At 66.4% G+C, this 21,134-nt stretch carries 20 protein-coding genes, 2 tRNA genes and 1 pseudogene; 17 read left to right on the top strand and 6 right to left on the bottom strand.

The annotated features are described in order from the left end of the window. Positions 1 to 27: 27 nt before the first annotated feature. Positions 28 to 1,632 (bottom strand): hypothetical protein, encoded by a 1,605-nt coding sequence (locus AB4Y79_RS15100; RefSeq protein WP_441863360.1) that lies wholly within the window; start codon positions 1,630 to 1,632, stop codon positions 28 to 30. Positions 1,633 to 1,930: 298 nt separating this feature from the next. Here AB4Y79_RS15100 and AB4Y79_RS15095 point away from each other — a divergent pair. Together AB4Y79_RS15095 and AB4Y79_RS15090 are read left to right on the top strand one after the other, a co-directional pair. Continuing rightward, positions 1,931 to 2,002, top strand: a tRNA-Gln gene (locus tag AB4Y79_RS15095). A 129-nt stretch (positions 2,003 to 2,131) separates the two neighbouring features. Beyond that, positions 2,132 to 2,207: transfer RNA gene (locus AB4Y79_RS15090), tRNA-Glu, on the top strand. A 141-nt stretch (positions 2,208 to 2,348) separates the two neighbouring features. Here AB4Y79_RS15090 and AB4Y79_RS15085 read toward each other — a convergent pair. Both AB4Y79_RS15085 and AB4Y79_RS15080 read right to left on the bottom strand, forming a co-directional pair. Beyond that, on the bottom strand, positions 2,349 to 2,897 hold the full coding sequence (locus AB4Y79_RS15085; protein WP_441863357.1) for a DUF1697 domain-containing protein: 549 nt from the start codon (positions 2,895 to 2,897) through the stop codon (positions 2,349 to 2,351). Between the two features lie 57 nt (positions 2,898 to 2,954). Next, positions 2,955 to 3,674 (bottom strand): IclR family transcriptional regulator, encoded by a 720-nt coding sequence (locus tag AB4Y79_RS15080; RefSeq protein ID WP_009356552.1) that lies wholly within the window; start codon positions 3,672 to 3,674, stop codon positions 2,955 to 2,957. Positions 3,675 to 3,787: 113 nt separating this feature from the next. On the opposite strand from AB4Y79_RS15080, the gene leuC reads away from it, so the two are divergent. From leuC to AB4Y79_RS15050, 6 genes are all read left to right on the top strand, one after another. After that, the gene (gene leuC / locus AB4Y79_RS15075; RefSeq protein ID WP_308930641.1) at positions 3,788 to 5,260 is read left to right on the top strand and encodes a 3-isopropylmalate dehydratase large subunit; all 1,473 of its coding nucleotides are present in this window, start codon (positions 3,788 to 3,790) and stop codon (positions 5,258 to 5,260) included. A gap of 8 nt (positions 5,261 to 5,268) precedes the next feature. Further along, the gene (gene leuD / locus AB4Y79_RS15070; RefSeq protein WP_441863353.1) at positions 5,269 to 5,871 is read left to right on the top strand and encodes a 3-isopropylmalate dehydratase small subunit; all 603 of its coding nucleotides are present in this window, start codon (positions 5,269 to 5,271) and stop codon (positions 5,869 to 5,871) included. 146 nt (positions 5,872 to 6,017) lie between these two features. After that, complete coding sequence (murA, locus tag AB4Y79_RS15065; protein ID WP_441863350.1) at positions 6,018 to 7,343, top strand: UDP-N-acetylglucosamine 1-carboxyvinyltransferase; 1,326 nt, start codon at positions 6,018 to 6,020, stop codon at positions 7,341 to 7,343. A 9-nt stretch (positions 7,344 to 7,352) separates the two neighbouring features. Next, on the top strand, positions 7,353 to 8,123 hold the full coding sequence (locus AB4Y79_RS15060; RefSeq protein ID WP_441863347.1) for a lysophospholipid acyltransferase family protein: 771 nt from the start codon (positions 7,353 to 7,355) through the stop codon (positions 8,121 to 8,123). Between the two features lie 29 nt (positions 8,124 to 8,152). Next, positions 8,153 to 9,169 (top strand): NAD(P)H-dependent glycerol-3-phosphate dehydrogenase, encoded by a 1,017-nt coding sequence (locus AB4Y79_RS15055; protein ID WP_441863677.1) that lies wholly within the window; start codon positions 8,153 to 8,155, stop codon positions 9,167 to 9,169. Between the two features lie 2 nt (positions 9,170 to 9,171). Continuing rightward, entirely contained in the window at positions 9,172 to 10,320 is a 1,149-nt protein-coding gene (locus AB4Y79_RS15050) for a D-alanine--D-alanine ligase family protein (protein ID WP_441863344.1), read from the top strand. Positions 10,321 to 10,373: 53 nt separating this feature from the next. Here the strand turns inward: AB4Y79_RS15050 and AB4Y79_RS15045 are convergent, their stop codons facing one another. Then, entirely contained in the window at positions 10,374 to 10,877 is a 504-nt protein-coding gene (locus AB4Y79_RS15045; RefSeq protein ID WP_441863342.1) for a DUF3515 domain-containing protein, read from the bottom strand. Positions 10,878 to 10,946: 69 nt separating this feature from the next. Here AB4Y79_RS15045 and thiL point away from each other — a divergent pair, with 69 nt between their 5' ends. From thiL to rsmD, 4 genes are read left to right on the top strand one after another with little or no spacing between them, the layout of a single operon-like run. Continuing rightward, the gene (thiL, locus tag AB4Y79_RS15040) at positions 10,947 to 11,993 is read left to right on the top strand and encodes a thiamine-phosphate kinase (RefSeq protein ID WP_441863339.1); all 1,047 of its coding nucleotides are present in this window, start codon (positions 10,947 to 10,949) and stop codon (positions 11,991 to 11,993) included. Positions 11,994 to 12,015: 22 nt separating this feature from the next. After that, positions 12,016 to 13,002 (top strand): DAK2 domain-containing protein, encoded by a 987-nt coding sequence (locus AB4Y79_RS15035; RefSeq protein WP_441863674.1) that lies wholly within the window; start codon positions 12,016 to 12,018, stop codon positions 13,000 to 13,002. Next, positions 12,992 to 15,259 (top strand): ATP-dependent DNA helicase RecG, encoded by a 2,268-nt coding sequence (locus tag AB4Y79_RS15030; RefSeq protein WP_441863337.1) that lies wholly within the window; start codon positions 12,992 to 12,994, stop codon positions 15,257 to 15,259. Before AB4Y79_RS15035 ends, AB4Y79_RS15030 begins: the two co-directional genes overlap by 11 nt. Positions 15,260 to 15,301: 42 nt before the next feature. Then, positions 15,302 to 15,910: a 16S rRNA (guanine(966)-N(2))-methyltransferase RsmD gene (gene rsmD / locus AB4Y79_RS15025; RefSeq protein ID WP_441863334.1), complete on the top strand. Its 609-nt coding sequence runs from the start codon at positions 15,302 to 15,304 to the stop codon at positions 15,908 to 15,910. 11 nt (positions 15,911 to 15,921) lie between these two features. Here the strand turns inward: rsmD and AB4Y79_RS15020 are convergent. Then, positions 15,922 to 16,710 (bottom strand): annotated as a pseudogene (locus AB4Y79_RS15020) (spermidine synthase). Next, positions 16,710 to 17,939: an aminotransferase class I/II-fold pyridoxal phosphate-dependent enzyme gene (locus AB4Y79_RS15015; RefSeq protein WP_441863331.1), complete on the bottom strand. Its 1,230-nt coding sequence runs from the start codon at positions 17,937 to 17,939 to the stop codon at positions 16,710 to 16,712. Before AB4Y79_RS15015 ends, AB4Y79_RS15020 begins: the two are co-directional and overlap by 1 nt. Positions 17,940 to 17,982: 43 nt before the next feature. On the opposite strand from AB4Y79_RS15015, the gene coaD reads away from it, so the two are divergent. From coaD to mutM, 5 genes are all read left to right on the top strand, one after another. Then, entirely contained in the window at positions 17,983 to 18,483 is a 501-nt protein-coding gene (gene coaD, locus AB4Y79_RS15010) for a pantetheine-phosphate adenylyltransferase (RefSeq protein ID WP_441863328.1), read from the top strand. A 122-nt stretch (positions 18,484 to 18,605) separates the two neighbouring features. Beyond that, a complete protein-coding gene (locus AB4Y79_RS15005; RefSeq protein WP_441863672.1) occupies positions 18,606 to 19,130 on the top strand; it encodes a YceD family protein in 525 nt (174 codons plus the stop codon). A 36-nt stretch (positions 19,131 to 19,166) separates the two neighbouring features. Next, positions 19,167 to 19,370 carry a 50S ribosomal protein L32 gene (rpmF, locus tag AB4Y79_RS15000; RefSeq protein ID WP_308930650.1) on the top strand — a complete coding sequence of 68 codons (204 nt, stop codon included), beginning with the start codon at positions 19,167 to 19,169 and terminating at the stop codon, positions 19,368 to 19,370. Between the two features lie 20 nt (positions 19,371 to 19,390). Further along, positions 19,391 to 20,119, top strand: coding sequence for a ribonuclease III (gene rnc, locus AB4Y79_RS14995; protein ID WP_441863324.1), 729 nt, complete (start codon positions 19,391 to 19,393; stop codon positions 20,117 to 20,119). A 5-nt stretch (positions 20,120 to 20,124) separates the two neighbouring features. Continuing rightward, the gene (mutM, locus tag AB4Y79_RS14990; protein ID WP_441863321.1) at positions 20,125 to 21,093 is read left to right on the top strand and encodes a bifunctional DNA-formamidopyrimidine glycosylase/DNA-(apurinic or apyrimidinic site) lyase; all 969 of its coding nucleotides are present in this window, start codon (positions 20,125 to 20,127) and stop codon (positions 21,091 to 21,093) included. Positions 21,094 to 21,134 lie beyond the last annotated feature (41 nt).

The raw sequence follows: 21,134 nt of genomic DNA, 5'->3' as shown, positions 1-21,134 counted from the left end.
CAGCGGGTCTTCGTCAGGCAGTCTTTGTCAGGCAGTCTTCAGCCGGGCGGCGCGGCGGCGGAGGATGAGATATCCGCCGATGGCGGCTCCCACCAGCAGCGCTATCAGCAGCAGTGCTGTGACGGGGCTGTCCAGCCAGGACGACGGCGACACGGCGGCCACCTTCGTGTGCAGCTCCTGCGTTCCGGCCGCGATTCTGGCATTGCCCTCGGCCAGCTTGCCGGCGCCGTCGGCGAGCTTGCCCGAACCGTCATCAAGCTTCCCGTTGCCGTCGGCGAGTTTCCCGGTTCCATCCGCCAGCTGGGCGGACCCCGACTGCAGCTGCCCGGCGCCGTGGCTCAAGGTGGTGGTGCCCTCCGACAGGGCCTCGGTCCCGGCCAGGAGCCCCGGGCTGGCCGGGTCCCCGTCGCCGTTGACGCCCGCACTGAGCTTGGTGGTGCCGTCCTGGAGGTTGTTGGCGGCGTAGATCAGGCCGGGGCTGTCCGGATCGCCGGGGACGCCGTCCATTCCGGTCCGGATTTTCGCCGTGCCGTCCGCCAGCATGGAGGTACCCAGGACGACGCCGGGGTTCTGGGGATCCGTGGCGTTGAGCTTCTCCGCCAAGGTAGCGAAGCCCGCTTTCAGCCGGCCGGCTCCGTCATTCACCTGTCCGGCTCCCGTGTTCAGCCTCCCCGTACCGGCCTTCAGTTGCCCGGCGCCGTCGTTCAAGGCGCCGGCCCCGGCGTCGAGCTTTGCCGCCCCGGCGTCGAGCTGGGCCGCACCCGCATAGGCCCTGCGGCCGCCGTCGGCCAGTTTCGCGATCTGGTCCTTCAGGACAGCCAGGGGCACCAGGCCCTGGGGTCCGTTCGCCGCGGCTTCCAGCTGGTCCAGCCCCTGGCTGAGCGCAGCCAGTCCATCGCCCTTCGTGGGATCGTTGCCGGCCCCGGGGTATCCCTTGAGCTGTCCCGCACCGGCCGCAAGCTGGTCCGCGCCACTCTTGAGTGCTGCCGTCCCGGACGTCAGGTTGGTGGCGCCGGCGTCCAGCTGGCCGGCGCCTGCGGCGAGCTGCCCGGTCCCCGCCGCGAGCTGCCCGGCACCGTCGGCAAGGTTGTTCGGTGCATTGCCGGCCGCCGTTGGGGTGAGTGCGGCGGAGAGCGCCACGGCGCCGGCCTGGAGCTTCCGGGCACCGTCATCCACCTGGTAAACGCCCGGCACGAGTTTGTTCAGGACGTCATTTTGCAGCTTGGTGGTGCCGGCATGAAGCTTGTCCACGCCCGGGGCGAGCTGGTCCCGGACGCCTGAGTAGATCCTGCCCGCGCCCGACTGCAGGGCGAGGGCACCGGTATTGAGTTGGCTGGTTCCGTCCTTGACCTTGATCGATCCGTCCTGCACTTGCGCGGCGCCCTTATTGGCCGCTCCCGCACCCGCCGCCAGCTTGCCCGACCCGTCCTTGAGCTGGGCGGCGCCTGCCGCGGCCTGTTCCGCCCCGTCCATCAGTTGAGCGGCGCCGTTGGAGATCTGGCCCGTGAGATATGTGTAAAAGGCAAGGAAGAGGACCAACAGGAGGGAGAGGGCCGTGATGGCGATGAACTGTGGCCGGGGTTTGCGGGTTGCGGATTCAATGGTTGCTATACGGGTTGTCAACGCTGACACTTCCTAACTTCCACCGGACAGCGATGTCCGGTGGCGAAACCGGGATTGGCAGGGCGGTCCCTCGACCTCGTGGGTGCCCGTAGTGACAGGGCGGGGAACTTGTTACCGATCGGTAACTTACTCGAGGGTAACCATAACGTTGGACGGTGGGCAAGGTTTGGGCGGTTCCCTTTTTCGAGGATCGGGGGCCCGGCCCGCCGTGGATTTGTGCGAGCCCGAAGTCTCGGGTAAAGTAATTTCTCGTGCTGAGGCGCACGGAGCAGGGAAAACGCCCTGAAATCCGGCCCGAAAGTGCCATTGGGATATGGTGTAATTGGCAACACTACGGTTTCTGGTACCGTCATTCTAGGTTCGAGTCCTGGTATCCCAGCTCTGGTTTGAAGCCCCTTCGGGGGCCACAAAACAGGAGGTTTCCACTCGGTTCGCCGATTTGAAACCACGGCAAAGTGTGTGAAATACTCACTGAGCCGAGCAGCGGAAACGCTGCCGGAAAGTACGCGGCCCCATCGTATAGCGGCCTAGTACGCCGCCCTCTCACGGCGGTAACGCGGGTTCGAATCCCGCTGGGGTCACCATCAAATGGTCCCGGGCATCAGCCCGGGGCCATTTTTGTTTCTCCGGAAACGGATCGCGGACAATCCCCTCCACATGGACAAAACCCCTCGCCGTTCGGCGGGGAGTGGTCCTTGTTGCGGGGAATGTCCTGCTGGGACCGCCTAGGAGGCCGGCGCCAGGGCGGCGGCTGCCTCCCGGACCTTGATCAGCGTGCGCAGGTTGCGCGTGGTGGTGGCGGCCTTGAACCTGGGCTTCGAGCTGATCTTGCTGAAGGGACTGTCCAAGGTGCCGCCCGCCGGGGCCAGCCATGCCAGCGCTTCCGGTCCCAGGCGCTTCTGGTCCTGCCCGTCAATCGCTGCGCCGGCCGCTTCGAGCTCGTCCAGGACGGCGGTATCGGAGGAGAAGGTGATGTAGGTGTGGGTGGACTTGTCGTCCTCCGGATACGGGCAGGCGTCCACCAGTTCCGCCACCCGTCCGGCTGGCACGACGACGACCCACGCCTCATAGCCGAAGGTCGTGCGGAGGCATTTCTCGCACTCGCGTTTGACGCCGGCTGCGCCCAGGTTGCTGGAGAGGACGACGTTCCCGCTTGCCAGCAACGTCTTGGCATCCGCGAAGCCCGCGTCTTTCAGTGCGTCCCGGAGGTCCGCCATCTTGATATTGATACCGCCAACATTGATTCCCCGGAGGAACATTGCGTAGCTGCCCATGGCGAAAGCCTAGTGGCCGGGCCGTCCGAACGAGCGGAAAACGGGCCCCGAAACCCCTTAGTCGTTGTTTTTGCGCAGCGCTTCGGTCAGGATGCGGCCGGCGTTGCAGACCACTTCTGCGTGCAGGCGTCCGGGCTGGCGGGTCAGCCTCTCGATCGGGCCCGAAATGGAGACGGCGGCGATCACCCGGCCGGACGGTCCCCGTACCGGTGCGGAGACGGAGGCGACCCCGGGCTCACGTTCGCCCAGGCTCTGGCCCCAGCCCCGTCGTCGTACGCCTGCCAGGACGGTGGGTGTGAAGCGCGCGGACTGCAGGCCCTCGAGGAGCCTGTCGTGGTCCTCCCAGGCGAGCAGCACCTGGGCGGCGGAACCTGCCTTCATGGACAGCTGCGTGCCTACGGGGATGGTGTCGCGCAGGCCGATGGGGCGTTCGGCGGATGCAACGCACACACGCCAGTCGCCCTGCCGGCGGAAGATCTGAGCGCTTTCGCCGGTGGCGTCGCGCAGCTGCATGAGGACGGGCCCGGCGGAGGCGATCAGGCGGTCCTCGCCCGCGGCCGAGGCGAGTTCCACGAGCCTGCTGCCAAGGACGAACCGGCCCTGGATGTCGCGGCTGACCAGTCGGTGGTGGACGAGTGCCAGGGCGAGCCGGTGGACGGTGGGCCGGGCCAGGCCGGTGGCGGCCACAAGCTGTGCCAGCGTGGTGGGTCCGGCCTCAAGTGCATCGAGCACCTGGGCTGCTTTATCAATGACGCCGACTCCACTAGAATTGTCCATGTAATGATATTGCCGTCTCAATATCTGAGATGCAAATCTTTCGGCTGGCGCAGTGCGGAGCCGTCCTGATTCAGTTGGACTAATCAGCCAAACAGCAGTGAAGGGAGATGGCCATGGCAAAGACATTGGCCGAGAAAGTCTGGGACGCGCACGTGGTGCGCAAAGGGGACGGCGAAGGCGCCAACGCCCAGCCCGACCTTCTCTTCATCGATCTCCACCTGGTCCACGAAGTCACGTCCCCGCAGGCATTCGAAGGCCTGCGGCTCGCCGGCCGCCCGCTGCGCCGGCCGGACCTGACGATCGCCACAGAGGACCACAACACCCCCACGCTGGACATCGACAAGCCCATTGCCGACCTCACCAGCCGCACCCAGATCCAGACCCTGCGCAACAACTGCGCCGAGTTCGGCGTCCGCCTGCACAGCCTGGGCGACGCCGAGCAGGGCATCGTGCACGTGGTTGGGCCGCAGCTGGGCCTGACCCAGCCCGGAATGACGGTGGTCTGCGGCGACTCGCACACCTCCACCCACGGAGCCTTCGGTGCCCTGGCCATGGGCATCGGCACCTCTGAGGTGGAGCACGTCATGGCCACCCAGACCCTGTCCCTGAAGCCGTTCAAGACCATGGCCATCAACGTCGAGGGCACGCTGCGTCCCGGCGTCACTGCCAAGGACATTATCCTCGCCGTGATCGCCAAGATCGGCACCGGCGGCGGCCAGGGCTACGTCCTGGAGTACCGCGGCTCCGCCATCCGTGCGCTCTCCATGGAAGCGCGGATGACCATCTGCAACATGTCCATCGAGGCCGGCGCCCGGGCCGGCATGGTGGCGCCGGACCAGACCACCTACGACTACATGCATGGCCGCCCGCACGCCCCGCAGGGAGCGGAATGGGATGCCGCCGTCGAATACTGGAACACCCTGCGCACCGACGACGACGCCACGTTCGACGTCGAGGTGGACCTGGACGCCGACACGCTGGAGCCGTTCGTCACCTGGGGCACCAACCCCGGCCAGGGCGTCTCCCTCTCCCAGTCCGTCCCCAACCCGGCGGACTTCGGCGACGAGAATGCCAAGGCCGCCGCTGAACGGGCCCTGCAGTACATGGGCCTGACCGCCGGCACGCCGATGAAGGAGATCCGGGTGGACACTGTCTTCCTGGGCTCCTGCACCAACTCGCGGATGGAAGACCTCCGTGCAGCGGCCGACATCATCCGAGGCCGCCAAAAGGACCCCAACATCCGGATGCTGGTGGTGCCCGGTTCCGCACGCGTCCGGCTTGAAGCCGAAGCAGAGGGCCTGGACAAGGTCTTCAAGGACTTCGGCGCCGAGTGGCGCTTCGCCGGCTGCTCCATGTGCCTGGGCATGAACCCGGACCAGCTGGAGGTGGGGGAGCGCTGCGCCTCGACGTCCAACCGCAACTTCGAAGGACGGCAGGGCAAGGGCGGCCGCACCCACCTGGTTTCCCCGGTGGTGGCCGCAGCCACAGCGGTCCGCGGCACGCTCAGCTCGCCGTCGGACCTTGAGCCGGCCCCCGAACCGGTGGTTGAGCCTGTCGAAACCCCATCCGCAAGCCACGCAGCCTAGGACAAGCCATGGAAAAGTTCACCAAGCACACCGGAATCGGCGTCCCGCTGCGCCAGAGCAACGTCGACACCGACCAGATCATCCCGGCGGTGTACCTCAAGCGCATCACCCGCACCGGGTTCGAGGACGCCTTGTTCTCTGCGTGGCGCAAGGATCCCTCGTTCATCCTCAACCAGGAGCCCTTCACCGCCGGGTCGGTGCTCGTGGCAGGTCCGGACTTCGGTACCGGTTCCTCCCGCGAACACGCCGTCTGGGCACTGAAGGACTATGGTTTCAAGGCCGTGCTGTCATCCCGCTTTGCCGATATCTTCCGGGGCAACTCCGGCAAGCAGGGCCTGCTGGCCGCCCAGGTGGCGCAGGACGACATCGAACTGATCTGGAAAGAGCTGGAAAACGCGCCGGGAACCGAGGTCACCGTGGACCTTGAGTCCAAGACCGTAGTCTGCGGCAACATTGTTGCGCCGTTCGAGATCGACGACTACACCCGGTGGCGGCTCCTGGAAGGCCTGGACGACATCGGGCTGACCCTCCAGCATGAGGCCGACATCACGGCCTATGAGGCGACCCGCCCCAGCTTCAAGCCGAAGACGCTGCCCGCCCGGCTGTCCTAGCGCGCGGGGACGGGCCCGGCGGCAGGAAACACCCGCCACGGACTGCCGCCGGCGCCCGGTTATTTCGGTTCGGTAACACGACCTCCTATGCTTGGTTGGAGCCTTTGCAAGGATTTGTGGGCTAGTGATCGTGAGGAAACCGGTATATGAGTAGTGTTCTGACAATCCGCGGCGGAGTTCCGCTTACAGGCCGCGTCAGCGTCCGCGGGGCAAAGAATCTTGTACCGAAGGCGATGGTGGCAGCGCTGCTGGGCAACGAACCCTCGGTGTTGCGCAACGTGCCGGAGATCAAGGACGTGGAGGTCGTCACGTCCCTGCTGCAGCTGCACGGCGTGACCGTGGAGAAAGACCCGGTCAGCGGAGACCTCACCCTCGATCCGACGTCGGCCAAGACGGCTTCCAGCACGGCTATCGACGCGCACGCCGGTGATTCCCGGATCCCCATCCTGCTGTGCGGCCCGCTGATCCATGCCATTGGCGAAGCCTTCATTCCCGACCTGGGCGGCTGCAAGATCGGCGACCGTCCCATCGACTACCACCTGGACGTCCTGCGCCAGTTCGGCGCCGTCGTGGAAAAACGCCCCGGTGGCATCCACATCTCTGCACCCAAGGGGCTGCACGGAGCCAAGATCTCGCTGCCGTACCCTTCCGTGGGAGCCACCGAACAGGTCCTCCTCAGCGCTACCCGCGCCGAAGGCATCACGGAGCTGTCCGGTGCCGCCACTGAGCCGGAAGTCATCGACCTCATTGCCGTGCTGCAGAAGATGGGCGCCATCATCAGCGTCCAGACGGACCGGACCATCCGCATCGAGGGCGTCCGCGACCTCGGCGGCTACAACCACCGTGCATTGTCTGACCGCAACGAGTCCGCATCCTGGGCCTCGGCCGCCCTGGTCACCCGCGGCGACATCTTCGTTGAGGGTGCATCCCAGCGGGACATGATGACTTTCCTGAACACCTACCGCAAAGTGGGCGGCGGAATGGACATCGGCGAGGACGGCATCCGGTTCTACCACAAGGGCGGCAAGCTCAACCCGCTGGTCCTTGAAACGGACGTGCACCCCGGATTCATGACGGACTGGCAACAGCCCCTGGTAGTCGCATTGACCCAGGCCGAAGGCGTCTCGATCGTCCACGAAACCGTGTACGAGAACCGGTTCGGCTTCACCGATGCCCTCATCCGGATGGGCGCCAGCATCCAGGTCCACCGCGAGTGCCTTGGCAGCGTCCCGTGCCGGTTCGGCCAGCGCAACTTCCTGCATTCTGCGGTCATCTCAGGCCCCACCCAGCTAAAGGGAACGGACATCGATGTGCCGGACCTGCGCGGCGGGTTCAGCCACCTCATTGCCGCCCTGGCAGCCACCGGAACCTCCCGGGTCACGGGCATCGACATCATCAACCGCGGCTACGAGCGCTTCACCGAAAAGCTCGCCGGCCTCGGTGCCGATTTCGACATCGCCACCACGAAGTAGCGGCGGACCGTGAAGGAATCGGCAAAAAGCAGGGCCACGTTTGTGTTCATCGCCGGGATCGCCCGCCCGCTGCTGAACCTCATGATGGCCAAGAAATGGGAAGGCACCGACAAACTGCCTGCCGGCGGCTTCATTGCCGCGCCCAACCACTGCACCGAGATCGACCCCCTGGTCGTAGGACACATGCTGTACAACCAGGGGCGTGCCCCGCACTTCCTGGCCAAGGCCGGCCTGTTCAAGGTCCCCGGCCTGGGCTGGCTCCTGCACGCCACCAAGCAGGTCCCCGTTGAGCGTTCGACGACGGGAGCGAACCGTTCGCTGCAGGTGGCCCAGGAGATTGTGGCTGAGGGGGGAGCGATCATCATCTACCCTGAGGGCACGTTGACTCGTGACCCTGCGCTCTGGCCCATGAAAGGCCATACCGGTGCTGCCAGGCTGGCCCTTGAGGGCGGCATCCCCGTGGTGCCGATCGCCCACTGGGGTGCCCATGAAGTGTTTCCCCGGTACGGCAAGCGGTTCCACGTGTTCCCGCGTAAGCTTTCGCGGGTTGTGGTGGGAGATCCCGTGGACCTGAGCGCCTTCAGCGGCCGCCCCTTGGATAAAGCCACGCTGGCCGAAGCCACCGAGGTCATCATGGCCGCCATCACCAGCCTGCTCGCCGGCCTGCGCGGCGAGCAGCCCCCCGCTGAACGCTGGGACCCGGCCAAACAGCACCAGGCCAAACACGGACGCTTTATCGAACGCGGACAGCAGTCCGGCCCGGAAACGGAAGCCCAGTGACCGTTGACCGAAGGCCGGGATCGGCCCGTATGGTGGCTGTCCTCGGCGCCGGTTCGTGGGGCACGACCTTCGCCAAGATCCTTGCGGACGCAGCTACCGCCGCAGGAACCCCGCGCGCGATCAAGGTGTGGGGCAGGCGCGCCGAAGTGGTGGACCAGATCAACCAGAGCCACCGCAACAGCGACTACCTCAAGGACGTCGTCCTGCCCGCAAGCATCACCGCGTCCACCGATGTCCGGCAGGTGCTGGCAGGGGCCGATCTTGTGGTGGTGGCCGTGCCTGCACAGTCCCTCCGTCCGCAGCTGCGTGAATGGAAGGACATGATCGAGCCCGGGGCCGTCGTCGTGTCCCTCATGAAGGGCCTCGAACTCGGTACGGACGCCCGCATGAGTGAGGTCATCAAGCAGGAATTGGACCTGCCGTTCGAACGCATCGCTGTGGTCTCCGGACCAAACCTGGCCTTGGAAATCGCGCGGGAAGAACCGACGGCCTCCGTGGTGGCCTGCACGGATTCCGCGACCGCCGGGTGGCTCGCCAGGACCTGCACCGCACCCTACTTCCGTCCCTACACCACGTCGGACGTCGTCGGCGTCGAAATCGGCGGCATCGTCAAGAACGTGATCGCCCTGGCCGTGGGCATCTGTGAGGGCAAGGAAATGGGGGACAACACCAAGGCCTCGGTCATTACCCGGGGCCTTGCCGAAACCTCCCGCCTCGCCCTGGCGCTCGGCGGCGAGGCGAAGACCATGGCGGGCCTCGCCGGGCTCGGCGACCTCGTGGCAACGTGCTCGTCCGCACTGTCCCGGAACCACACTGCCGGCCGGCTCCTCGGCCAGGGACTGACGCTCGAGGAGGTGGGCCGCAAGATGACCCAGACCGCCGAAGGCATCAAGTCCGGCCAGGCCGTGCACGAACTTGCCGGTAAGCTCGGCGTCGAAATGCCTATTACCGCCGCCGTCGTCGCGGTGCTGGCAGGCAAGTTGTCCGTTGACCAACTGGGGCCGGTTCTGCTGTCCCGGGAATTGAAACCTGAAGGCGATTACTGACCATGTCCCAAGACACACCCACCACAGGGGAAACGGCCGGCAGCAGGAAACCGCGGGTAGCCGTGCTGTTCGGCGGCCGTTCCAGCGAGCACGCCGTGAGCTGCGTGACGGCAGCGGGCGTGCTCGGCGCCATCAACCGGGACAAGTATGAGGTCATCCCGATCGGGATTGCCAAGACCGGGCAATGGGTGCTGGCCCCGGCCGATACCGCGCAGTGGTCCCTGGCGGCCTCATCCTTGCCGGAGGTATCGCCGTCTTCCCAGACCGTGACGCTGGCCGAAATTGGCGGCGAGCACCAGCTGATTGTCGCTTCCCCTAACGCGGTTCCACAGGAACTGGGCGCCGTGGACGTCGTCTTCCCGCTCCTGCACGGCCCCTTCGGTGAAGACGGAACTATCCAGGGACTCCTGGAATTGTCGGACACCCGCTACGTCGGGGCCGGCGTCCTGGCATCCGCCGTCGGCATGGACAAGCACTACATGAAGGTGGTCTTCGAAGCCGCCGGGCTCCGCGTCGGCCCCTACGTGGCGGTAAGTGACAGGCAGTGGCGCAAGGACCCCGAATCCGTCCGCAAACAGGTGGACCGCCTGGGCTTCCCCGTCTTCGTCAAGCCCGCCCGCGCGGGCTCGTCCATGGGCATTTCCAAGGTGGATTCCCTCGATGACCTTGACGCCGCCATTGAGGAAGCACGCCGGCACGACCTCAAACTCGTCATCGAGGCCGGAATCGCAGGACGCGAAATCGAGTGTGCGGTCCTGGAAGGCAGGGGCACGGACGCTCCCCGGACCTCGATGCCGGGGGAGATCTCCGTCTCCGGCGGAACCCACGAGTTCTACGATTTCAACGCCAAGTACGTCGAAGATGATGCCGCCGCACTGAGCTGCCCGGCGGACATTCCGGCCGAAGCCATCTCGCGGGTCCGCGAGCTCGCGGCGCTTGCGTTCGATGCCGTGGGCGCCGAGGGTTTGAGCCGCGTCGACTTCTTCTACACCCCCGACGGTGAGCTGATCATCAACGAGATCAACACCATGCCCGGGTTCACGCCCAAGAGCATGTACCCCCAAATGTGGGCGGCCTCCGGACTGGACTACGCAGAGCTGATTGATGAACTCATCCACCTGGCGCTGAACCGCAAAACCGGCCTGCGCTGATCCCTGGCGGCGCTGAGCCGCTGGCGTTCTCTGCTGTTTGGGCCTGCCGGAACCTACTTGCCCTGGGGCAGGTTCTGCAGGTCTTCCTGGCCAACGCAGTTGCGCACCGACGGGACTTTCGCGGCGGCGCCTGCCAGGTCCGCAAGGACTGTCGCGGAGCTGATCTTGTCCGGGTCCATCAGGATTTCGGTTGCCGGTTCGCGCCCGTAGGTGGTCAGCGTCCACACCGGGTCGCCTTCCTTGATGACCCAGTCGACGCCGTTGACGGTCACGCAGCGGTCCGTCGTCGGCCCTGGCACGTTGACGCCGCAGCGGAGGATGACCAGCGAGGGATCGCCCCACGCCGCTGTTGCCTGGCTGTTGGTCTTACGCAGCCGGGAATCGCCGAGCGCATCCGGAAGAGCCACCATCATCGGCGCGCAGGCCGGGTTGGCGGCGTCCTTGGCGGCGCTGACGTCAACCACAGGGGAGCACGCAGTCAAGGACAGGGCGGCGACTGCCCCAAGAACTGCCATCCTGGTGGCACGGGCGGACAGGGGCAGCTGGGGATGGTGCATGCTTCCAGCCTATCGCCGCCAGTGCCCCCGCCAGGACACGATGTCGGCCGGTCGGGGTAGCGTAGTGGCGTGCCCGAAGACCTCCGAAACCGCGTTGACCGCCAGCCCACCGTCGCCGGCCTTTCCGAAGCAGACCTGCTGGCCCGCATCTTCCCGCGCCTCCGGATGGAGGGATCCCACACATCAAGCACGCTCCTGGGACCAGGGGATGACGCCGCCATCGTCGCGGCCCCGGACGGCAAGACCGTGGTCAGCATCGACACCCAGGTCCAGGACCAGGATTTCCGCCTCCTCTGGCCCAACGGCTACCGCACCACCGGATTCGACGTGGGGTGGAAAGCCGCGGCACAGAACCTCAGCGATATCAACGCAATGGGGGCCACCGCCACGTCGATGGTGGTCAGCCTCACCCTGCCGGTAGACACGCCTGTCACGTGGGTGGAGGACCTGGCGGACGGGCTGACGGCAGGAATTCAAGCACTTGGAGCGACGGAATGTTCCGTGGCCGGCGGGGACCTGGGCCGCGGCCGCGAAATTTCGGTGACGGTCGCCGTCCTGGGAACGCTCGACGGCGGCCGGGCAGTCCTGCGGTCAGGCGCCCGGCCGGGGGACGTCCTGGCACTGGCTGGAACCGTCGGGCACGCCGCGGCGGGCCTGGCCCTGCTTGAATCCGGCATCGCCGCGGACACCCTTGGCCCTTCCGAACGGATCTTCCTTGACCTGCAATGCCGGCCCCGTCCGCCCCTGGATGCAGGGCCGGCGGCACGGGCTGCAGGGGCCACGGCAATGCTTGATATCTCGGACGGACTCCTGCGGGACGGAAAGCGGCTGGCCGCCGCCAGCAACGTCGCCATCGCCCTCGATCCCGCCCGGCTGGCGCACCTTGCCGGACTCCTGCGCCCGGCCGCAACCCTCCTGGACGCGGACCCGGCACAGTGGGTGCTCGGCGGCGGCGAGGACCACGGGCTGCTGGCCACTTTCCCGGCCGGTATTCAGCTGCCACCCGGATTCACTGCGATAGGCTCGGTACATGCACTCGGAACCGACGAAGGCCCGGGCGTCCTGATAGCGGGCCGGGCCGCGGACACCGGGGGATGGGATCACTTTGCACACTAAGGTTGCCGCCAACGCGCTGGCGATGAAGAGGTGGCTGGGCAAGGCGGAAACTGCCCTGGGAAACCACAGCGACCGGCTTAACGCCATCAACATCTTCCCGGTGGCTGACGGTGATACCGGCACCAACCTCTACCTCACCGTCCGCGCCGCTGCCCGTTCCCTGGTGCTCTCGGACGACCAGCCCGCTCCGGTGGATGTCGGGGAAGTCCTCGCCATGGCGGGGCAGGCGGCCATGGAAGAAGCCAGGGGAAACTCCGGAACCCTTTTCTCCGTTTTCCTGTGCGCAGCGGCCGAACCCCTGGCCGGTCACACCCGGGTGACGTCCACCCTGCTGTCGGCCGCATTGAACCGCGCCCAGATCCGCGCCTGGTCTGCCCTCAGTGATCCCGTTCCGGGAACCATGCTTTCCGTCATGGAGGCAGCCGCCCGTGCAGCTGCCGCCGTGGACGCCGCACAGGACGGCGACGACAGCAACCATGCGCTGGGACTTGCCCTCGACGCGGCGGTGGAGGGGGCCCTGGCTGCAGTGATCCACACCGAGGAACAGCTCGATGCCCTGCAGTCCGCCCACGTTGTGGACGCCGGTGGCGTGGGAATGCTGCTCATCCTCGACTGCCTTCGCTCGGCGGTCCTGGGTGAAGAACTGCAGAATGAACTCCTCGACGGCCTGCACGGCTACGACGTCTCCGATCCCCACATCCACACCGCCATGCCTGACGCCGATGGCGTGGAAGTCATGTGCACCATCAGTCTTTCCCCGTTGAACGCCGCCACCCTGCGGCAGCGGCTTGACGAGATTGGCGAGTCCGTCATCATGAGCCAGGTGGGCAGCGGCGCGGACCCTGACGGAAACTACCGGTGGCGGGTGCATGTGCATGTTCCGCATCCGGACCAGGCTGTGGCCATCATCAGGTCGCTGGGCGAACCGTCCCAGATCAGTGTCAGTGAACTCGCGCTGCCCCGGGACCCGGACATGGACGCAGTGAACACCGGCGGGCATGAACGCTGAGCTCGACCTGGCCCTGGAGCGGCGCATCGGGAAGCGTTCCGCATCGGTCATTGAGAAACACCTCGGTATCACCACGGTGGACGGGCTCCTGAACTATTTCCCGCGCCGCTACATGAGCCGCGGTGAGTTGACCCCCATCAGCGAGCTGCCGCTGGACGAGGACGTCACCTTGATCGCCAGGGTGCTTTCCAGCGGTACCCGCTCCATGCAGGCCCGCCGCGGCACCATCACCGATGTCATCGTTTCCGACGATGACGGCCAGCAGGGGCTCCGGCTGGTGGGCGGCCGTGACTTCCGCGGCAAGGTGCCCGGCACCCTCAAGATCAGCTTCTTCAACGGGTACAAAGCCAAAACCGAACTCCTGCAGGGGCGACGGGCCCTGTTTTCCGGAAAGGTCACCAGTTTCAAGGGACAGCTGGGCCTGACCAACCCGGACTTCCAGCTGGTGGATGAAGATCCCTTCAGCGACAGTGGCCAGGACCCGGAGAAGCTCGCGGCCATGCCCATTCCGGTGTACCCGGCCACGGCCAAACTCCCCAGCTGGAAGATCCAGAAGACCATCGCCACCCTCCTGGAAACACTCGACCTTGACGCGCTGCCTGACCCGGTGCCCGCCGAGGTTTCCGCCCGCGAAGGGTTCCTGCCGGTCTCCGTGGCCTACCGGTTGATCCACGCTCCCGAGTCCGCCGATGACTGGCGCAGGGCGCGGGACCGCCTCCGCTACCACGAGGCCCTGGTGCTGCAGTCGGCGCTGGCACGGCGCCGGGCCCAGCTCGCAGCCGAGGAAGCCACGGCCCGGCGGCCGGTGGGCGACGGCGTCCTCGCCTCCTTTGACCAGAACCTGCCGTTCACGCTCACGGCCGGCCAATCCGCCGTCGGCAAAACCCTCGCGGCGGAACTGGCACGCGACACCCCCATGAACCGGCTGCTGCAGGGCGAAGTAGGTTCCGGGAAGACCGTCGTGGCGCTGCGGGCCATGCTGCAGGTGATCGATGCCGGCGGGCAGGCCGCACTCCTGGCCCCTACCGAAGTGCTTGCGGCCCAGCATTACGATTCCATTCGGCGAAGCCTTGGGCCGCTCTCCGGTGACGGCCTGCTGGGCGGCCTGGCCGGCGGAAACGGCTCCGTGCAGGTCACGCTGCTGACGGGCTCCATGCCCACCGCGGCGCGCAGGCAAGCCATGCTCGACGCCGCCTCCGGGACGGCGGGAATCATCATCGGCACCCACGCACTGCTGAGCGACAATGTGTCCTTCTATGACCTCGGACTCATCGTGGTGGACGAACAACACCGTTTCGGCGTGGAACAGCGCGATGCCCTGCGGGCCAAAGCGCGCAAGCCCCCGCACCTGCTGGTCATGACCGCCACCCCCATCCCGCGGACCGTTGCCATGACTGTTTTTGGGGACCTGGAGACGTCCACCCTCAGCGAATTGCCCCAGGGGCGGGCCCCGATCACTACCCACCTCGTGGGCCTCGCGGAGAACCCCGCTTGGGCGGCGCGGATCTGGGCGCGTGCACGCGAGGAGATCGACGCCGGGCGTCAGGTGTACGTGGTCTGTCCCAAGATCGGGACGGACGACGACGGCGACTTCAGCCCCGGCGAGGCCGCACCTCCGGGGGCCGAGGGAGAGGAAGGGCGGGAGCTCGCGTCCGTCACCGCCGTCGTGGACCACTTGCTGGCCGAGCCTTCGCTGGCGGGGGTGCCGCTTGCCCCGCTGCACGGACGCCAGGAACCGGACCTGAAGACGGAAACGATGGCCGGCTTCACCGCCAACCGGATCAAGCTGCTCGTCTCCACCACCGTGATCGAAGTCGGGGTGGATGTGCACAACGCCACCTTGATGGTCATCCTGGACGCCGACAGGTTCGGCATCTCGCAGCTGCACCAGCTCCGGGGGCGGGTTGGCCGTGGCGGACTGCCCGGGACCTGCCTGCTGGTCACCGCCCTGGAGCCGGGGCACCCCAGCAGGCGCCGGCTGGAAGCCGTGGTGGCCACCACGGACGGGTTCGTCCTCTCCCAGGAGGACCTCAAGCTGCGCCGCGAAGGGGATATCCTGGGCGCTTCCCAGTCCGGCGGACGCTCAACCCTGAAACTCCTGCGCGTGCTCGAGCACGAAGACGTCATCGCCAGGGCCAGGGAAGACGCCCAGCACATCGTCGGCGGGGACCCGCTGCTGGCAGGCCACCCCGAACTCGCCGATGCGATCGAGAAGTACCTCAACCCCGAGAAGGAGGCGTTCCTTGAACGCGGTTAGCAAGGCAGGCCCCCAGGGCGCGGGCGGACGGCGGAAGCCCCGATGACCCGGATCATCTCCGGCGCCGCGGGCGGTACACCGCTGAACGCGGTCCCGGGTTCCTTGACCAGGCCCACCACCGACCGCGTCAAGGAAGCGCTGTTCTCCCGGCTCGACGCTTTCGACGTGATCTCCGGCGCCAGGGTGCTGGACCTGTACGCGGGCTCCGGCTCCCTGGGCGTGGAAAGTGCCAGCAGGGGAGCGCAGGCCGTGGACCTGGTGGAGTCGGACGCCAAGGCGAGTGCAGTGTGCCAGCGCAACGCGGACCTTGTCGACGGCGTGCTTGGCCGCAAGACCGTCAGTGTGCACCGTTCCAAGGTGGAGCCCTTCCTTGACCGCGCGCCGGGCACCGCTGCCTGGGACCTGGTGTTCCTGGATCCGCCCTATCCGCTGGATGAAGGGGCGTTGGCCGCGGTGCTCCGGAAACTCGCCGGCCACCTGGCAGCCGGGGCCGTCGTGGTAGTGGAGCGGTCCTCGCGTTCTCCGGAGCCGGAGTGGGCCGCCGGGCTGGCACGGTTCGCGGACAAAAAGTACGGCGAGACCCGGTTGTGGTTCGCCGAGCCGGCCGTGCCCGATGCCATTTCCGCCGACGACATGCCGGACGGGACTTAAGGGCACGGGCGCTAGGCCGAGAAGGGGTCCAGGTCCACACCCGAAAGGACCCGGGCAGGGTGGGGGCCGCGGGCGGCCAGCTCTGTTGTCCACGATTCCGGCCAGGGGGCCTGCGTTCCCGCCAGGATGATGTTTCCCGGGTACCTCGCCTCGAACATTCCCGCTTCCCCGAAAGCCGCAACATCGGCCATGGCCTTCCGCATGGCCGCAACCTGGCTCCTGACCAGCGTGAGGGCAGGCTCGTCGCCCACATTGACGATCAGCACCCCGTCAGGGCCCAACCGGTCCCGCGCCTCACGGTAGAAATCACTGGACGCGATGTGGGCCGGCGCCTCCGGCCCGGAAAAGATGTCCAGGATGACGACGTCGAAAGTGAGTCCCGGGTCCAGCGCGCCAAGTGCCTCCCGGGCGTCGCCGATCATGGTGGTCAGGTCCGTGCCTTCGGGCAGGGGCAGGTGCCGGAGGACAAAGTCCAGCAGCTCGCGTTCCAGCTCTACCGCGTATTACGGTGAGCCGGGCCGGGTGGCCTGGATGTAACGTGCCAGAGTCAGCGCACCCGCGCCCAGGTGCAGGGCCCTGACCGGTTCCCCTGCGGGCGCGGCGAGATCCACCAGGTGGCCGATCCTGCGCAGGTATTCGTAGAAGATCTCGTGGGGCCTGATGAGGTTGACATGGGACTGTTCCGCTCCGCCGATGGTCAGCACATAGCCGCCGTCGGTGAACGCATCGGGTTCGATCGTGGCGTGCTGGCCGGTGGTGCGCAGGAACCGGCTGGCAGCCCCCGCGGCGCCGCCGGACATCAGAGCCTGCCGCGGAGGGTGGCCAGCCGGGCGGCAGCTTCCTCCAGGACGCCGATTTTCTTGCAGAAGGCAAAGCGCAGCAGGCTTCGGGTCCGTTCCGCACCCTCGGGGTGGCAGAACACCGGAACCGGGATGGCGGCAACGCCCACCAGTGCCGGCAGGCGTCGGGCGAGGTCCAAGGCGTCCGTGATGCCCAGCGGCGCGGTGTCCACGTTGACGAAGTAGGTGCCCCGGGGCGTGAAGACGTCGAAGCCGGCGTCCCGGAGGCCCGCGCTGAGAATGTCCCTTTTCTTCTCCAGGGTGGCCGCGATGCCGTGGAAGAAGGCGTCCGGCTGGCCGAGGCCCATGGCGATTGCCGACTGGAAGGGCGTTCCCGAGCTGTATGTGAGGAACTGCTTCACCGTACGTACCGCAGCCACCAGGTCTTCCGGCCCGGTCAGCCAGCCGACCTTCCAACCTGTCAGGGAGAACGTCTTTCCGGCAGAGGAGATGGTGATGGTGTTCCCGGCGGCTCCGGGCAGCGTTGCCACCGGGACATGGGCCACGCCGAACGTGAGGTGCTCGTACACCTCGTCAGTGACGATGATGCTGCCATGCTTGGCTGCGAGGTCCACTACCCGCTGCAGGACGGCCTTGGGAAAAACGGCGCCGGTGGGATTGTGCGGATTATTCAGCAGCACCACGCGGGTGCGGTCGCTGAAGGCCGACTCCAATGCGGCGAGGTCAGGCATGAAATCCGGGGCGGCCAGCGGTACGGTCACATGGGTGGCGCCGGTGAGGCCGATGACCGCACCGTAGGAGTCATAGAACGGCTCGAACGTCAGGACCTCGTCGCCGGGCCCCGCGAAAGCCAGCAGCGAAGCCGCGATGCCCTCTGTGGCCCCGGTGGTGATGATGACCTCCGTGGCGGGATCCGGCGTCAATCCGTAGAACCGTTCCTGGTGCGCGGCCACCGCCTCCCGGAGTGCCGGGATGCCCTTGCCGGGTGCGTACTGGTTGGCTCCGGCTGCGATGGCCGCACGGGCTGCCTCCCTGATTTCCAGCGGCCCGTCTTCGTCCGGGAAGCCCTGGCCCAGGTTGATGGCACCGGTCTGGACGGCAAGGGTGGTCATCTCTTCGAAGATGGTGACGCCCAGTCCGCCGTCCGGTGCCAGCAGGTTGGCGCCGAGCGCGGTCCGCTGCCAGGGAGCAGGTGCCAGGGGCGTGGAAAGTTCCCGTGGAGGATGCATCCAGTCATGGTATCCCGGCCTTTCCATGCGGTAGGTTCGGACCATGAGACGCGCTGTGTGCCCCGGTTCCTTCGACCCCATCCACAACGGCCATCTCGAAGTCATTGCCAGGGCCGCCGGCCTTTTTGACGAGGTCATCGTCGCCATCTCCACCAACTACGCCAAGAAGTACATGTTCACCCTGGAAGAGCGGCTGGACATGGCCCGCGAGACGTTGGCCTCGCTCAAGGGCATCGTGGTGGAGCCTGTCGGCGCCGGGCTGCTCGCCGAATACTGCCGCCATCGGGGGGTGTCCGCCATCGTCAAGGGGCTGCGCTCGTCGTCGGACTTCGACTACGAGCTTCCCATGGCAACGATGAACCGGCAGCTCAGCGGGGTGGAAACGGTGTTCCTCCCCGCCGAAGCCAGTTACGTCCATTTGTCGTCCACCCTGATCAAAGAGGTGGCCGCATTGGGCGGCAGTGTCTCGGACTACGTGCCGCGTTCGGTGCACCGCCGCCTGGTTACCGGCGAGCCTGGCCCGGAACAGCAGCCAAGACGGTAGGCTGGATGGGTACTTCGGCGCCGCCCCATGCCGGTTTGAGTCACCATGGCTCTTCAGGCTAAGATGGTACGTCGGTCATATGTTCAACAGGAGTTCTCATTAAAAGAGATGCTGGTTCGCCCCTGGCGTTCGACGTCAAGGACCTCGGGCGCAGCCCGGGAAGCATGCGGACACTGAAGGAACATGTACCCGCACCAGGTGATCTTGGTGTGGCGCTCATTGGCGTTCAGGAAGGCTCGGATGTCGAGCTCGACCTGAGGCTTGAGGCCGTACACGAAGGAATTCTGGTATCAGGAACCGCTGCCGTCGAAGTAACCGGCGAATGCGGCCGATGCCTGGATCCCCTTGCGTATGACCTTGAGGTCAATGTGCAAGAACTTTTCTTCTATGAAGGCCTTGAGCTTTCGGACGGAGAAGAAGATGAAGAGCAACGTCGAGTCGAGCACGATGTAATCGATCTTGAACCGGTGTTGCGGGACGCGGTTGTCACCAACCTGCCGTTCCAGCCGGTGTGCCGGGAAGACTGCCAGGGCCTTTGCTCCGAATGCGGAGCTCGCCTGGAAGACGAGCCGGGGCACCACCACGAGGTCCTGGATCCTCGCTGGGCTGCCCTAGCTGATATGGCTAAGCCTGACCGGCAAAATTGATTTGTACGTGTTTGTCTAGAGAGAAATGAGTTAGCCGTGGCTGTTCCCAAGCGGAAAATGTCTCGCTCGAATACCCGCGCCCGCCGCTCGCAGTGGAAGGCGACCGCCCCCCACCTGGTGAAGACCGTTGAGAACGGCCAGATCACCTACAGCCTGCCGCACCAGGCAAAGGTCGTTACCGACTCTGCTGGCACCGCGCTGTTCCTTGAGTACAAGGGCCGCAAGGTCGCTGACGTCTAATCGGCCCAACAGGCTGACTGATGTCTTCAACTGAAGAGCTTCTGAAGCGTCTCGGTGTCTCTATTGACGCCGGGACGCTTCGTCTTGCGCTCACCCACCGTTCGTATGCCTACGAGAACGGCGGCATACCCACCAATGAGCGGCTCGAGTTCCTGGGGGACTCCATCCTGGGCTTCTCCGTCACCGATGCCCTGTACCGGGACAACCCGGACCTGCCCGAAGGCGAGCTCGCCAAGCGCCGCTCCGCCGTCGTCAGCACCCGGGCACTGGCCGGTATTGGACGCAGCCTGGGCGTCGGGGAATTCATCTACCTGGGGCAGGGCGAAAAGCTCACCCACGGGAAGAACAAAGCCTCCATCCTTGCGGACACCATGGAAGCCCTGATCGGCGCCACCTACGTCTCCAACGACATCGAGACCGCGCGCCGGCTGGTCATGCGGCTGATCGGTCCGCTGCTGAAGGATGCCGCCGCCCTGGGCGCCGGAACCGACTGGAAGACCAGCATCCAGGAACTTGCGGCCAGCAGGCAGCTCGGAAGCATCCACTACGCGGTGGACGGCTCGGGCCCGGACCATGCCCGCACGTTCACGGCCGTCCTGAACATCGGCGGCAACGCCTACGGCAAGGGTTCCGGGCACTCCAAGAAAGAAGCCGAACAGGAAGCCGCGGCCGACGCCTGGCGGGTGCTGTCCGGGGCTGAAGCCCAGGAGGCCGCCGGTACGTCCGCCGGCTCCGCAGCCGCCAAGTAGCGTCCGTGCCGGAACTGCCCGAGGTTGAAGTGGTGCGCCGCGGCCTGGTCCGCTGGGTCCGTGGCAGGACTATCCATGGCGTCGATGTCCTTGATCCGCGCTCCATCCGGCGCCATGGGCTCGGGGCCGGGGACTTCATCGGCAACCTCGAAGGCGCCACGGTGTCCGACGTCGTCCGCCGAGGCAAGTTCCTCTGGATGCCGCTGACGGACAACGGCGCTGCCGGACCGGGAGATCAGGAAGCCCACCAGGCGCCGGCCGTGGCACTGATGGCGCACCTGGGAATGAGCGGGCAGCTGCTGATGCAGGGACCCGGCGTTCCCGATGAGAAGCACCTCAAAGTAAGGCTCCGGCTCAGTCCGCGTGAGGGCATGCCGGACCAGCTGCGTTTCGTTGACCAACGGATCTTCGGCGGCCTCTTTGTTACTGCACTGGTGCCCACGGAGGACGGTGGCCCCGGCGGTCTCGCCGAATCGCCGCTTCCGTTGATCGCGGCGGAAGCAGCCCATATTGCCCGGGACCCGCTGGACCCCGCGTTCTCCTTCGACCTCTTCTACCAGCGCCTCCGGAAACGCAAAACCGGGCTCAAACGGGCACTCCTGGACCAGGGGCTGGTCTCCGGGATCGGCAACATCTACGCTGACGAAGCCCTGTGGCGCGCAAAACTGCACTATGCGCGTGCCACCGATACGCTCCGCCGCGGCGAAGCCCAGCGTGTCCTGGACAGTTCCCGCGAGGTGATGCTGGACGCCCTGGCGGCCGGGGGCACGAGTTTCGACTCCCTGTATGTCAACGTCAACGGCGCCTCCGGCTACTTCGACAGGTCCCTTAACGCCTACGGGCGCCAGGGCGAGCCCTGCAAACGCTGTGCCGCAGCCGGAATCCAGTCGATCATCCGCCGCGAACAGTTCATGAACCGTTCGTCCCACACGTGCCCGACGTGCCAGCCCCGGCCGCGGAACGGCCGCTGGTAGGTTTCCACAACAGGTCTGCGGATTTTTCGGTACCGCCGGCG

Source organism: Pseudarthrobacter sp. YAF2, assembly GCF_052113345.1.
In the GTDB taxonomy this organism is placed as follows: domain Bacteria; phylum Actinomycetota; class Actinomycetes; order Actinomycetales; family Micrococcaceae; genus Arthrobacter.
Note: the sequence above shows the minus strand (reverse complement) of the source record. Positions and strands in the feature narration are given on the sequence as shown.